We start from the raw sequence: 12,668 nt of genomic DNA, 5'->3' as shown, positions 1-12,668 counted from the left end.
AACACACAGGCTGAATCGGTTTAAATCAGGGCCTTACCTCTCTAATCATGATTGTCACCCAGCCTGTGCTTATGGCTGGATGCGCTAAACATGAACGTCTTATTACAAATCGTTCATTCCCTCGGCCGCCAAGGTTGTTTAGAACTGACCCCAGGCCACGCTGCAACGGTGTGGCCTTTCATGGCCTGCCACGCCGGCAGCAGGCCCTTATCACCGGCAGTCGATTACTGCCCGGCCCAGCAGTGGCCGACGGGACATAAGTCAACAAACGAGGGCTACACCCTATGAGAAGACTCAAGCGTGATCCGTTGGAACGAGCATTTCTTCGCGGCTATCAGCACGGCATCAGTGGCAAATCCCGGGAATTGTGTCCCTTCACCCTACCATCGGTTCGCCAGTCATGGATCAACGGCTGGCGAGAAGGGCGCGGCGACAACTGGGATGGCATGACCGGTACGGCCGGCCTCCATAGGCTCAACGAACTTCACGCGGTCGGCTGACACCCGACAGGCTTTCTCCTTCATGCCGCCTGATCGGGCGGCGGCACGGGCTACTCAGGTAGCCCGGCCATTCAACGGGGGCGCCGTAGCGGCCCCCCGCTTCAGACCGCCGGGCGCATCATGCCGGGCAATGCGGCAATGGCATCCACAGACTCGCGAATCAATGCCGGGCCACGATAAATGAAGCCTGAGTACACCTGCACCAGGCTCGCGCCGGCTTCGATCTTCTCTGCAGCATGCGCCCCTTCGGTAATGCCCCCCGCGGCGATGATCGGGATAGCCCCCTTGAGCTCCCCCGCCAGCACTCGAACCGTGTGAGTACTCTTTTCCCGCACCGGAGCGCCCGAAAGCCCTCCCGCTTCGTCGCCATGGGGCAGGCCTTGCACCCCTTCACGCGACAGCGTGGTATTGGTCGCGATCACCGCATCCATGCCGGTCGCGAGTAGTGCGGCGGCCACCTGGGCGGTTTCTTCGTCGGTCATGTCCGGGGCAATCTTGATGGCCAGCGGAACCCGGCGGCCGCTGGCCAGGGCAAGGGCTTCACGGCGTGTGGCCAGTGCTTCGAGCAGTGCCTTGAGCGAATCGCCGAATTGCAGGCTGCGCAGCCCCGGGGTGTTCGGCGAGCTGACGTTCACCGTCACGTAGCTGGCGTGCTCGTGTACCTTGTCCAGGCACAAAAGGTAGTCGTCCTGGGCGCGCTCCACGGGCGTGTCGAAATTCTTCCCGATGTTGATCCCCAGCACGCCTTCGTAACGGGCGGCTTTCACCCGCGCGATCAGGTTATCCACACCAAGGTTGTTGAACCCCATGCGGTTGATGATGGCGGTGGCCTCAGGCAGGCGGAACAACCGGGGTTTCGGGTTGCCTGGCTGTGGGCGCGGGGTGACCGTGCCGATTTCAACGAAACCGAAGCCCAGTTGCGCGAAGCCGTCGATGGCCGCGCCGTTCTTGTCCAGGCCCGCCGCGAGGCCGACCGGGTTGGGGAAATGCAACCCCATTACCGTGGTGGGCAAGCGCGCGGGCGGCTTGGCCAGCAACCGGTTGAGCCCCAGCCGCCCGCCGGCGCCGATAAGGTCCAGGGAAAGGTCGTGGGAGGTTTCCGCGGACAGTTTGAACAGGATCTGGCGGGCCAGGTCGTACATGGTCGGCTTGCTCGGCATGGGTCGAAAAACAGCCGGCAGTATATAGGCCTTGGCCGGTTTTGTCGGCACTGGCATAGCGATTGCTGCGCTCCCTGCGCATGGAGCCATGGAGGCTCCCCACACGGTATCAACGACAACGGCGTCGCGGCTGGCTTTCATCCTGGAAGGCGGCCCGGCGCCGTTGTGCTTGCAGAAGGCTGATTCATGACCGCGAACACGATAGACCCACGTACGGCCTGGGTGGCTGGCAGCGACGGCCCGGAAAAGTCCAGTATCGAGCTGGGCTACATGGCCCTCACCGATTGCGCTTCGGTGGTGGTGGCGGCGACCCAGGGCTTCGCCCAACCCTATGGGCTGAGCATCAACCTGCGGCGCCAGCATTCCTGGGCTGGCCTGCAAGACAAGCTGGCCAGCGGCGAGCTGGACGTCGCGCACGCTCTTTATGGGCTGGTGTATGCCGTGCAACTGGGCATCAGCGGTGGCGCCCAGCGGGACATGGCGGTATTGATGGGCCTGAACCGCAACGGGCAGAGCCTCAGCCTTTCCGCCTCGCTGGCTGGCGAGGGGGTGAACAGCGCACGGCGCGTTGCCGAGCACATTCAGCATGGAGGGCGCCGGCTCACCTTTGCCCAGACTTTCCCTACCGGCACCCATGCCATGTGGCTCAATTACTGGCTGGCCAGCCAAGGCATCGACCCTCTGAGCCAAGTGGACAGCGTGGTGGTACCGCCACCGCTGATGCTTGACCACCTGCGAGCCGGGCGGATCGACGGCTTCTGCGTGGGCGAGCCTTGGGCTGCTGAAGCGGTGGACCAGCACCTGGCGGCGACCCTGAGTACCAGCCAGGCGATCTGGCCGGACCATCCGGAAAAAGTACTGGCCTGCACCCGCGATTTTGTAGCCACCTACCCCAATACCGCACGCATGCTGATCATGGCGGTGCTCGAAGCCAGCCGGTTCGTCGAGCAGAACCTGGAGGCCACGGCGCACCTGCTCAGTGCTCGGGAGTACCTGGATGCCCCGCCCGGGCGCATTTTGCCCCGCCTGGAAGGGCGCTACGAAGATGGCCTTGGCCATGCGTGGCTCGATGCGCATCCGGTGCGCTTTTTCGACAAAGGGCAGGTCAACCTGCCTTATCTGTCCGACGGGATGTGGTTCATGACGCAGTTCCGTCGCTGGGGGCTGCTGCGTGAAGCGCCGGACTATCACGCCGTGGCCGAAGGCGTTCAGCAACTGGCCATATATCGCCAAGCGGCGCTTGCAGCAGGTATCGCGGCGGATCCCGCCGATTGCCGCAGCAGCCTGTTCACCGACGGTAGCCGATGGGACGGCAGCGACCCCGAGGGGTATGCCAAGGCATTCATCATCAGCCATGTGGCTCAGGAGTGATCCATGCTTCGAATCCTCTTGATCGACGACACCGAGAAGAAGCTGGGGCGGCTGCGCAACGCCCTCAGCGGCGCGGGTTTCGAGGTAATGGAAGCCAGCGGCCTGACTATCGACCTGCCCGGGGAAGTGGAACGCCTGCACCCCGACGTGATCCTGATCGACACCGACTCTCCGGGCCGCGATGTGATGGAGCAGGTGATCCTGGTAAACCGTGACCGCCCAAGCCCCATTGTGTTGTTCACCGATGAACACGACCCCCACGTGATGCGCCAGGCCATTCGCGCGGGCGTGAGCGCCTATATCGTTGAAGGCATCCATGCCGAACGCTTGCAGCCGATCCTGGATGTGGCGATAGCCCGGTTCGAAACCGACCAGGCGCTTCGCGCGCAGCTCAGCGCCCGGGATCAACAGCTGGCCGAACGTAAGCGAATCGAGTTGGCCAAGGGCCTGTTGATGAAGCTCAAGGCCTGTGACGAGGCGGCAGCGTATACGTTGATGCGTCGCCAGGCCATGAGCCGCCAACAGAAGCTGATTCAGGTCGCCGAGCAGATCATCGCCATGAACGAAATGCTCGGCTGAAAGCTGGCCCGGTAATTGCTCGAGCCGTAAGCGTATCACCACATTCAGCTCGGGCAGCCAATGGCGGTTGCCGGGCGAACGACAAAGACGTCGCTCCCTCCCTGTTATCGCAGGTCGGGCAGCGGCGTCTTTTGCGTTTCAGACCCCCGAAGCCGGGGCATCGATCGAGCCCCCTTGCCCGTTGAGGTATTCAATGAATACGAGTTTCTGGAAAGCCGGCCATGCGCCTACCCTGTTTGCAGCGTTCCTGTATTTCGACCTGAGCTTCATGGTCTGGTACCTCCTCGGCCCACTGGCGGTGCAGATCGCCACGGACCTTCAGCTGACCACTCAGCAGCGCGGCCTGCTGGTGGCCACGCCTATCCTCGCCGGCGCCATCCTGCGCGTGATCATGGGCTGGGCCGCGGATCGCTTGTCCCCCAAAACCGCTGGCATCATTGGCCAGTGCATTGTTATCGCCTCCCTGGCGCTGGCCTGGCAGCTGGGTATCCATAGCTTTACCCAAGCGCTGCTGCTGGGCATCGGGCTGGGCGTGGCAGGGGCATCCTTTGCCGTGTCGCTGCCTCTGGCATCCCAGTGGTACCCGGCTGAACATCAGGGCAAGGCCATGGGCATCGCCGGCGCGGGCAACTCGGGCACCGTGTTTGCCGCACTGTTTGCACCTGCGCTGGCCGCGGCGTTCGGCTGGACCAACGTATTCGGCTTTGCATTGATTCCGCTGATACTTACCTTGGTGGTGTTCGCCACGGTGGCGCGCAATGCGCCAAACCGTCCCAAACCCAAGGCGCTAGCCGATTACAGCAAGGCCCTGGGCGACAAGGACAGCTGGTGGTTCATGTTCTTCTACGCCATCACCTTCGGCGGCTTCATCGGCCTGGCGAGCGCCCTGCCCGGTTATTTCAACGACCAGTACGGGCTGAACCCTGTCACAGCGGGTTACTACACAGCGGCCTGCGTGTTCGGCGGTAGCCTGCTGCGCCCCTTGGGCGGCGCGCTGGCGGATCGCTTCGGGGGCATTCGCACCCTCTTGGCGATGTATACCGTGGCCGCGCTGTGCATGGCCGCGGTGGGCTTCAACCTGCCCAGCTCCGTGGCGGCGCTGGCCCTGTTCGTTGTCACCATGCTGGGCCTGGGTGCTGGCAACGGTGCCGTGTTCCAACTGGTGCCGCAGCGTTTCCGGCAGGAAATCGGTGTAATGACCGGCCTGATCGGCATGGCGGGCGGGGTGGGTGGCTTCCTGCTCGCCGCAGGCCTGGGTGCGATCAAGCAACACACCGGCAGCTATCAGCTGGCCCTGTGGACCTTCGCGGTGCTGGCTGTGGTGGCCTGGTTCGGGCTGCATAGTGTGAAGCGTCGCTGGCGCACCACCTGGGGCGCGGCGGCTGTGACGGCGGCCCGCGTTTGACCACCACGCTGCGCCTGGAATGCGCCCAGGCCACGGCCACCGGCCCACGCTCCGAGAACCAGGACGCGCTGCGCATGGTAACCCCCTCCCCCGCTTTGGCGGCGAGCAAGGGTTACCTGTTCGGCCTGGCCGACGGCGTAAGCCAGTGCGTGGACGGCGGCCTGGCCGCGCGGGCGACCCTGCAGGCGCTGGCGCTCGACTACTACGCCACACCGGAAACCTGGCCAGTGAGCCGCGCGCTGGACGCGTTGCTAGGCGCACAAAATCGCTGGCTGCAGGCTAATGGCGGGGGCCAGCCGCTGCTCACCACGCTTACGGCACTGGTGGTGCGCGGCAACCGCTTCACCCTCGCCCATGTAGGCGATTGCCGCGCCTACCGCTGGGGGCCGAACGGGTTGCGCCGGTTAAGCCAGGACCACGTTTGGGACCAGCCGGGCATGCAGCATGTGCTCAAGCGCGCGCTGGGCCTGGACCAACACCTGTTGGTGGATTACCTCGAAGATGATGTGCACGCCGGTGAGGCGTTTCTGCTGCTCAGCGACGGCGTATGGGGCGCCCTGCAGGAGCGGGAAATCAGTACCGTGCTGCGTGAGACGCAAACCGTGCAGGCGGCGGCGGACACTCTCGTGAGCATGGCGCACGCCGCCGGCAGCCAGGACAACGCCAGTGCACTGCTGGTACGCGTGCTGTCGCCGGGCAGCGTGAACCTGGCGGACAATCTGGCCCGGCTGCGCCAGTGGCCGCTTCCGGCCATGCTCAAGGCCGGGCAGCTGTTCGAGGGGTGGCGGGTGCAGGGGATTCAAGCGCACAGCCGGCAGTCGCTGGTTTACCGCGTGCTGAATGCCGAGGGCGAGCCCTGGCTGTTGAAAACCTTGCCTACGCAGTGTGCCCATGATGATCAGGAGCAACAGCGCTTGTTACTTGAGGAGTGGTTCTTGCGCCGTGTGGCAGCCCGCGCCTTCCCTGAAGTACACAGCGGCACCGGGCGCCAGCACCTGTATTACGCCATGCGCCAATACCCCGGTACCACCTTGGCCGAGCGTTTGAGTCAAGGCCCGCTGGCACTTGATGCCTGGCATCATCTGGCGGACAAGCTGCTCAAAGCGCTGGGGCTGCTGCATCGGCGCAACATGATCCATCGCGACCTCAAGCCTGAAAATCTTTTGTTCAGCGCGGAAGGCGAGCTAAAGGTGCTTGATTTCGGGTTGGCCTATTGCCCCGGCCTATCGGCGGTGAATACGGAACAGGTGGCGGGGACGCCCAGCTATATCGCTCCGGAAGCGTTCCAGGGCGAAGCCCCTGCTACTTCGCAAGACCTGTTCGCCGCCGGTGTGGTGCTTTACCAGGCACTTACCGGGCATTATCCCTATGGCGAAGTCGAGGCCTTCCAACGCCCGCGCTTTGGCCAGCCGACGCCGCCCAGCCGCTACAGGCCAGAAATCCCCGAATGGCTGGATGCGCTGGTCATAAAAAGCGTACAGGCCAACCCCGCCCAACGCTTCGAAACCGCAGAGCAATGGTTGCTGGAGCTGCAGCGAGGAGAATCGAAAGGCTTTGCGCCGGTGCGCCGGCCGTTGCTGGAGCGTGAGCCGCTGAAGGTCTGGCGCACGGTAGCGCTGCTATCGCTGGCGGCGAACCTGATCGTGGCGCTGGTGTGGCTGCACGGGTAAAGAGACATCGGTTTGCAGGCTTCGCCGGATGGCCGCCCTCCCGTTCCTACGGGCTTGGCGGGTTTTCAGGCAATAAAAAAGCCCGGGCAATAGCCCGGGCTTTTCTGATGCTCAGCGAAAATTACTTGGCTTGAGCTTCTACTTCGGCTTCTACGCGACGGTTGATCGCGCGGCCAGCGTCGGTGGCGTTGTCGGCAACCGGGCGGGTTTCGCCGTAGCCAACAGAGTTCACGCGAGCGCCTTCAACACCGTACTGGTTGACCAGAACGTTACGAACAGCGGCAGCGCGCTTCTCGGACAGCTTCTGGTTGTAAGCGTCGGTACCAACGGAGTCGGTGTGACCTTCAACGGTGGTGGTGGTAGCCGGGTATTGCTTCATGAAGTCGGCCAGGTTCTTGATGTCGGCATAGCTGTTAGGCTTGACGACCGACTTGTTGAAGTCGAACTTCACGTCCAGCTCAACACGTACGGTTTCGGCAACGGCTGGGCAGCCATCAGCGTCAACGGTGGTGTTTGCAGGGGTGTTCGGGCACTTGTCGACGTTGTCGCACACGCCGTCGTTGTCCGAGTCGGAGCACACTTCAGCAACTGGAGCAGGGGCCGCGGCCACTTCTTCCTGCTGCTTGGCGCCGCCACCGAAGTTCACGCCAACACCAACGCTCGGAGCCCACTCGGTCTCGCCACGGTCGATGTTGTACATGGCTTCAACGCCAGCACGTGCGTACACGTTTTCGGTGAAGTAGTACTTGGCGCCGCCACCAGCGTTGAAGAAGGTGGAGTGGTCACGGCCGCTGTGGCCATGAGCTTCGACGTTGCTGATGCTCTGCTGCGAGAAGCCAGCGGAGACGTACGGACGCAGGCCAACACCTGGGGTACCGAAGTGGTATACGGCGTCCAGAGCAGCGTTGCCGCCGTGGATTTTCTGGTTGCCGGTGCCGTTGTTCGAGCGAATGTTGTGGATGCCGTCGTAGCCCAGACGCAGCTCAACGTCGTCGGTCAGGAAGTAACCGATCGAGCCACCGTAGAGGTTGGCATCGTCCAGATCACGCGAACTGTCGGTGTAGTACTTCTTGGTGAACAGCTCACCCTCGACTGCGCCTTGGCCTTGTGCCAATACGCCGAAAGAGGTTGCGGCAACAAGAGAGCCAATGGCCAGGCCCAAGGTGTTTTTCAGTTTCATCCGTTAAATCCCCATCTGGTGATTGTTAAGCGATCCCACCAGGACTGCGTGGGACAACTCGGCGGCAAGTCTAGCAGAACTTGCACGCCAGTTAGAGAGAATCGCGTTCCGTTAAGTTTCCATAACGTTGGCGAATTTCTCGCGCAGCTTGTCGAGCGCGCGTTTGTAGCGCATTTTGGTCGCGCTCAGACCCATGTGCATGATGTCCGCGATCTCCTGAAATTCAAGTTCCGCGACAAACCGCAGCACAAGGATTTCCCGGTCTATCGGGTTCACATACACAAGCCAGCGGTCAAGACCGCCGCGCTCCTCGGGCTTCGGCGCCTTTTCCTCCGAAGCCTCCTCGACCGGATCAAGACTCAAGGCGTCCATCAGGCGACGCTTGCGTCTTTCTTTCCGATACTGCGTGATGCATTCGTTGTAAGTGATGCTGTATAGCCATGTCTTGAACTTCGATTTACCCTCGAAGTTCTTCAAGCCGTACAGCACCTTCAACATCACTTCCTGACAGACATCATCAGCGTCCCGATCGTTCCCCAGGTAACGCGCGCATACATTGAAGAGGGTGCGCTGATAGCGGCGCATCAGCTCTTCGTAAGCGCGAGTCACATGAAAAAGCTCTTCATGCGAACGTGCCACCAGTTCCTCATCGGACAGCGCGCGTGGGTCGTATCGCAAGGAAGGCGTTGGCACTTTAGTCAAAACGGTTCGGGCCGCAGGTCAGGTCAGGTCCACCCGCCACCCCGTGGGGGCCGGTGATTTTTCGCGGCGGGCATACTAGCAGAATATGCACGCTCAGCGGCTACTGACCTTCTCCGCAAGCAGGATCCGGTTCGACACCGACACCCATTCACCTTCCTCGGTCACCACCGTGGTTTTCACGGTGCCGATTTCCTCGATATGGCCTTCGAGCTCTCCAATACGCACCTGCTGGCCAACCTGATAAAGCTCGCGCACGTAAATCCCCGCGAGGATCTGGCTGGCGATATCGCGACTGCCCAGGCCCATCGCCAGCGCAACCGCCAGACCAACGGTAATGAGTGCGATCACGATCACATGGTTGAGCAGGTCGGTCTTGATCTCCAGCTGGCTGATGGCCACGGAGATACTGATCACGATCACCAGCCACTGCGCCACGCGACCCAGGCCACCGGCGTACTCGATACCCACGCCTTCGGCTGCGCCGCGCACGATGCCATTGACCAGTTGCGCCAGCAACACACCCACAAGCAGCACCAGCACCGCCCCAAATACCTTGGGCAGATAGAGCGCCAGCACATCCAGGGTGGCCGAAACGCGCTGCAGGCCAAGAGACTCGGCCGCGGAAACGAAGAAGATAAGCAGCACGAACCAGTAAACGATTTTACCTACCAACGTGGAGATCGGCACCCTGATGCCGGCACGCCCCATCAGCTTGGTAAGGCCGGTACCGGCCATCAGGCGGTCGAGCCCTACCTTGGCGAGCACTCGCGATAACAGGGCGTCCAGCAGCTTGGCGACCACGAACCCGAGCAGCACCACCACAAGGGCGCCGAACAGGTTGGGAATGAAGCTGGCGACTTTGGTCCACAGGGCGGTCATCGCAGTGACCAGGCTTTGGGTCCAGAGGTCGAGTTCCATGTTCAATCAGCCTTATCCGCGCGCTGCGCGGTACGGGTACGACGGTTCACCGGCGCCACATGCGGCGCCCCTTTGCTTACAGCGATCATGCCGGCCTGGAAGCAACGGCCGATGAGGCCAAACAGGTCCTGCGCGCCTACCTGGCGGTTCGCGGTTTTCAACACGCGGTCCAGGCAGGCGTCATCATCGCGCCCCTGGGGGCTGGCGTTGAGCATGTCGCGCAAGGACTGTTCGAACGGGTCGTGCATGATCACCTCACGAATTTGACTCAAAGACGCAGGCCCTTGCAGCCGGGTCACATTCCACGGCAAAACCTTCACACCCAGCGAAGCCGCCGATAGAGCAACCACTGCCCCACCGCCACCGCGAGGGTGACGCCACAGGTAATGAAGAAACCTTCAGGGTTGTCCGCGCCCGGCAAACCACCCACGTTCATGCCCAGCAATCCGGTAATGAATGTGATTGGCAGAAAGATCCCGGTCACTACGCCAAAACGGTACATGGTCCGGTTCATCCGCTCGCTGAGCTGCCGCTGCTCGGCCTCGAGCAGCAGGGCCACCCGTTCGCGGTTCAACTCCAGCTCTTCGAGGTAGCGGATCAAGCTGTTGTTCAGCTCGTTCCAGTAGTCACTGTCCTGGCCCGCGAACCACCCAGGGCAGTTGCGGGCCAGCAGTGCGAACAGGTCGCGCTGAGGCGCCAGGAAGCGCCGCAAACCGGCCGCCCTGCGGCGCAGGTGCAAAAGGCTGGAATGCTCAGGGGCGTAGCCGTCTTCGGCGTCCACGCGCTCTTCTTCGGCATCCAAGGTTTCGGTAAGTTGGTCGACTACCGCCTGGATGCGCTCAGTGAGTCGCTCGGCAAGATAAAGCACCAGATCCGCGGCATTGCGCGGCCCGTCACCGGCCGCAAGCCGGGCAACCAGGTCTTCGGTGGCGCGCAACGAACGCAGCCGCAGGGAAATCACCCGGCGTTCCTCGGCGAAGATCCGCACCGACACCATGTCTTCAGGCTGGGCGCCCGGGTTGAGGTTGATGCCTCTGAGGAACAGCAAAAATTGCGAGTTGGGCAGCGGCACCAGCCGCGGCCGAGTGTTCTCCTCCAGCAGGAGGTCACAGCTGAAGTCGTTCAGCCCGCTACGCTCGCGCAACCAGGCATGGGTCTGGGGATGGCCACGATCCCAGTGCAGCCACAGGCTTTCGTGCTCGCCCAGGCTCAGGCCTGAGAGTTCATCGCGGGTGATCGTACGTGCACCGCCCTGCCCGTTCAGCACCAGGGCGTGCACCAACCCACCCGAATTGTCGAGTTCAACCATCAGTGACTGCAAATCCTCTGCTTTTTATTCAGGCATGCTCAGGGGAACCGGCGAAACGATCACACCGTTGTTGTCGGCGTACAGGTAATCGCCGGGCTTGAGTGTGACCCCCGCGAAGGTCACCGGCACATTGAGGTCGCCGATCCCGCGCTTGTCGGTCTTCATGGGATGGGTAGCCAGCGCCTGCACGCCAAGGTCGGTCTGCGCGATCATGTCCACGTCTCGGATGCAACCGTAGATCAGCACACCCTCCCAGCCATTGTGTGCGGCCTTCTCTGCCAGCAGGTCCCCCAGCAAGGCACGGCGCAGCGAACCGCCGCCATCGACGACCAGCACCTTGCCCTTGCCGTCGGTTTCCACCTGCGCTTTCACCAGCGAGTTGTCTTCGTGGCACTTGATGGTCACGATCTCTCCGCCAAAGGAGTCGCGGCCACCAAAATTGCTGAACATCGGTTCAAGCACTTGCACGTGTTCGGGGTAGGCGTCACACAGATCGGGCGTCAGGTAGTGCATGGTGAACTCCTTTTTCGCGAGTGAGCAGGCCTGCTAGATGTCCAGGCCGAGACGATCGCCATCATAGGCCACCGGCCAGCGGATAAGCGAGCCACAGTGGCCTTGCCGCGGCCGGCCGCTGTGCACATCAAACTCGATCCCGTGGCGCCGGCAGCGCAGCACCCCGTTGGCCAGGGTACCGTCATGCAAGGGCGCGCCCTGATGAGGGCAGCGGTTTTCGAACAGCAAGTGCTGCCCCTGGTCCACGATGAGCAACAACTGGCGACCCGCTACGGCGAATGCCCGCTTGTAACCGTCATCGAGATTGACCAGACGCTCCAAGGCTACAAACACAAGGTTCACCTTATCGGGAAGTGGTTCAGAGCTTAGCCTCTGCCTCTGTTCCAACGCTAGCCTGAGGCAGCCTGCGCGCGGGCGCGGCCAACCAGCGCTGAACCAATGGCCATACCTCGGCCTGGGCGGCCTTGCTTACCAACATGTCCACATGGCCGAAATCCTGGCTGAAGCCCTGATCGCGGCCCAACAGCAGGAACTGGCCCTGCGCGCCGAAACGCTCGAACAGCTGCTCGCATGCCCAGGGTGGGTCTTGCCGATCTCCGGCCCCCGCCACCGCCAGCACCGGCAGGTGCACATCCGCCAATCCGTCACGCCAATCCGCGGCCTTGCGCCCCATCCGTTGCCGTAGCCCGTGCCAACGCAATAGCTCCAGCGCCACACCGGCCGGTTCGTCTTCCGGGCCCCGTTTGAAGCGAGGGCCGGACACATGGTCCACACCGCGCATGATCAACCGCCCGAGCCAGTTGAAAGGTGCCACCCGCAGCGGCCATGGCGCACGGCTCACCTGGCTGCCGAACAGCGCCACGCCAGCGAGTTCATCGGCGGCAAGGGTTTGCTCACCCAGCGCCCTTGCCAGGGTGATCCCCCCAAGGGAGTGGCCGAGCCAATATGGCCGCTGCCCGCTCAATTCGGTCACAAAGGCGTTGATCACGGGCAGGTCGTAGCGGGCGTAATCGGCCACACCGTTGTGCCGATAGGCCTGGTTGCGCGGCGACAGGCCGTGCCCGCGCATTTCGGGAATCCATACGTCGTAGCCCGCCCGCGCCAAGGTCGCGCCCAGCCCGATGCCTTTGGGGGAATACCAGAAGCGGCGATTGGAAAAACTGCCATGAAGCAGTATCACCGGCGCACCGCGCTCTGCGGCAGCATCGGCCAGGCCCAGCCGCGTAACGGCCAGCTCCACGGAAGGGTCAGGGCTGTTGGCGGCCTTGATCCGGTAGACGTCTTCACTGAGGTCGCCGCATCGCTCCGCACGGAGCAAGGCGACTGGAAATAAACGGCTGCTGCTTTGCATGGTTCAGAGG

Annotated in this window: 14 protein-coding genes; 5 read left to right on the top strand and 9 right to left on the bottom strand. The window is 62.7% G+C overall.

Features of this window, described 5'->3' with window-relative positions; translation table 11 throughout:
• Nucleotides 1–284: 284 nt before the first annotated feature.
• Nucleotides 285–500: a ribosome modulation factor gene (gene rmf, locus LG385_RS05780; RefSeq protein WP_181112570.1), complete on the top strand. Its 216-nt coding sequence runs from the start codon at nt 285–287 to the stop codon at nt 498–500.
• A gap of 101 nt (nt 501–601) precedes the next feature.
• On the opposite strand, the gene LG385_RS05775 is transcribed toward rmf, so the two are convergent.
• Entirely contained in the window at nt 602–1,642 is a 1,041-nt protein-coding gene (locus LG385_RS05775) for a quinone-dependent dihydroorotate dehydrogenase (RefSeq protein WP_181112572.1), read from the bottom strand.
• A gap of 204 nt (nt 1,643–1,846) precedes the next feature.
• Between LG385_RS05775 and LG385_RS05770 the strand changes: the two genes are divergently transcribed.
• The 4 genes from LG385_RS05770 (at nt 1,847) to LG385_RS05755 (ending at nt 6,685) form a co-directional block, all read left to right on the top strand.
• Nucleotides 1,847–3,031, top strand: coding sequence for a CmpA/NrtA family ABC transporter substrate-binding protein (locus LG385_RS05770; RefSeq protein ID WP_225773125.1), 1,185 nt, complete (start codon nt 1,847–1,849; stop codon nt 3,029–3,031).
• A gap of 3 nt (nt 3,032–3,034) precedes the next feature.
• Nucleotides 3,035–3,610 (top strand): ANTAR domain-containing response regulator, encoded by a 576-nt coding sequence (locus LG385_RS05765; RefSeq protein ID WP_225773123.1) that lies wholly within the window; start codon nt 3,035–3,037, stop codon nt 3,608–3,610.
• 193 nt (nt 3,611–3,803) lie between these two features.
• Nucleotides 3,804–5,015 (top strand): nitrate/nitrite transporter, encoded by a 1,212-nt coding sequence (locus LG385_RS05760; protein ID WP_225773121.1) that lies wholly within the window; start codon nt 3,804–3,806, stop codon nt 5,013–5,015.
• Nucleotides 5,012–6,685 carry a bifunctional protein-serine/threonine kinase/phosphatase gene (locus tag LG385_RS05755; protein ID WP_225773119.1) on the top strand — a complete coding sequence of 558 codons (1,674 nt, stop codon included), beginning with the start codon at nt 5,012–5,014 and terminating at the stop codon, nt 6,683–6,685. The genes LG385_RS05760 and LG385_RS05755 overlap by 4 nt, the downstream gene beginning before the upstream one ends.
• A gap of 121 nt (nt 6,686–6,806) precedes the next feature.
• Here the strand turns inward: LG385_RS05755 and LG385_RS05750 are convergent, their stop codons facing one another.
• The 8 genes from LG385_RS05750 to LG385_RS05715 all read right to left on the bottom strand — a co-directional run bounded on the left by LG385_RS05750 (nt 6,807) and on the right by LG385_RS05715 (nt 12,658).
• On the bottom strand, nt 6,807–7,865 hold the full coding sequence (locus tag LG385_RS05750) for an OmpA family protein (protein WP_181112580.1): 1,059 nt from the start codon (nt 7,863–7,865) through the stop codon (nt 6,807–6,809).
• Nucleotides 7,866–7,976: 111 nt separating this feature from the next.
• The gene (gene sigX / locus LG385_RS05745) at nt 7,977–8,543 is read right to left on the bottom strand and encodes an RNA polymerase sigma factor SigX (protein ID WP_181113089.1); all 567 of its coding nucleotides are present in this window, start codon (nt 8,541–8,543) and stop codon (nt 7,977–7,979) included.
• 117 nt (nt 8,544–8,660) lie between these two features.
• On the bottom strand, nt 8,661–9,485 hold the full coding sequence (locus LG385_RS05740) for a mechanosensitive ion channel family protein (RefSeq protein ID WP_181112582.1): 825 nt from the start codon (nt 9,483–9,485) through the stop codon (nt 8,661–8,663).
• Nucleotides 9,486–9,487: 2 nt separating this feature from the next.
• A complete protein-coding gene (locus LG385_RS05735; protein WP_181112584.1) occupies nt 9,488–9,733 on the bottom strand; it encodes a CrfX protein in 246 nt (81 codons plus the stop codon).
• Nucleotides 9,734–9,801: 68 nt separating this feature from the next.
• Complete coding sequence (locus LG385_RS05730; protein WP_225773117.1) at nt 9,802–10,794, bottom strand: zinc transporter ZntB; 993 nt, start codon at nt 10,792–10,794, stop codon at nt 9,802–9,804.
• Nucleotides 10,795–10,818: 24 nt separating this feature from the next.
• A complete protein-coding gene (rraA, locus tag LG385_RS05725) occupies nt 10,819–11,307 on the bottom strand; it encodes a ribonuclease E activity regulator RraA (protein ID WP_181112588.1) in 489 nt (162 codons plus the stop codon).
• 33 nt (nt 11,308–11,340) lie between these two features.
• Complete coding sequence (locus tag LG385_RS05720; RefSeq protein ID WP_181112590.1) at nt 11,341–11,640, bottom strand: Rieske (2Fe-2S) protein; 300 nt, start codon at nt 11,638–11,640, stop codon at nt 11,341–11,343.
• A gap of 25 nt (nt 11,641–11,665) precedes the next feature.
• The gene (locus tag LG385_RS05715) at nt 11,666–12,658 is read right to left on the bottom strand and encodes an alpha/beta fold hydrolase (RefSeq protein ID WP_225773115.1); all 993 of its coding nucleotides are present in this window, start codon (nt 12,656–12,658) and stop codon (nt 11,666–11,668) included.
• Between the last annotated feature and the right edge of the window lie 10 nt (nt 12,659–12,668).

It is taken from the genome of Pseudomonas sp. Marseille-Q5115, assembly GCF_916618905.1.
Classification (GTDB): Bacteria; Pseudomonadota; Gammaproteobacteria; order Pseudomonadales; family Pseudomonadaceae; genus Aquipseudomonas; species Aquipseudomonas japonica_A.
Note: the sequence above shows the minus strand (reverse complement) of the source record. Positions and strands in the feature narration are given on the sequence as shown.

What these genes read in the sequence shown, in the direction of transcription:
- rmf (WP_181112570.1), top strand. Translation starts at nt 285, where the DNA reads ATGAGAAGACTCAAGCGTGATCCGTTGGAACGAGCATTTCTTCGCGGC.
- LG385_RS05775 (WP_181112572.1), bottom strand. Translation starts at nt 1,642, where the DNA reads ATGTACGACCTGGCCCGCCAGATCCTGTTCAAACTGTCCGCGGAAACC.
- LG385_RS05770 (WP_225773125.1), top strand. Translation starts at nt 1,847, where the DNA reads ATGACCGCGAACACGATAGACCCACGTACGGCCTGGGTGGCTGGCAGC.
- LG385_RS05765 (WP_225773123.1), top strand. Translation starts at nt 3,035, where the DNA reads ATGCTTCGAATCCTCTTGATCGACGACACCGAGAAGAAGCTGGGGCGG.
- LG385_RS05760 (WP_225773121.1), top strand. Translation starts at nt 3,804, where the DNA reads ATGAATACGAGTTTCTGGAAAGCCGGCCATGCGCCTACCCTGTTTGCA.
- LG385_RS05750 (WP_181112580.1), bottom strand. Translation starts at nt 7,865, where the DNA reads ATGAAACTGAAAAACACCTTGGGCCTGGCCATTGGCTCTCTTGTTGCC.
- LG385_RS05740 (WP_181112582.1), bottom strand. Translation starts at nt 9,485, where the DNA reads ATGGAACTCGACCTCTGGACCCAAAGCCTGGTCACTGCGATGACCGCC.
- LG385_RS05735 (WP_181112584.1), bottom strand. Translation starts at nt 9,733, where the DNA reads ATGCACGACCCGTTCGAACAGTCCTTGCGCGACATGCTCAACGCCAGC.
- LG385_RS05730 (WP_225773117.1), bottom strand. Translation starts at nt 10,794, where the DNA reads ATGGTTGAACTCGACAATTCGGGTGGGTTGGTGCACGCCCTGGTGCTG.
- rraA (WP_181112588.1), bottom strand. Translation starts at nt 11,307, where the DNA reads ATGCACTACCTGACGCCCGATCTGTGTGACGCCTACCCCGAACACGTG.
- LG385_RS05715 (WP_225773115.1), bottom strand. Translation starts at nt 12,658, where the DNA reads ATGCAAAGCAGCAGCCGTTTATTTCCAGTCGCCTTGCTCCGTGCGGAG.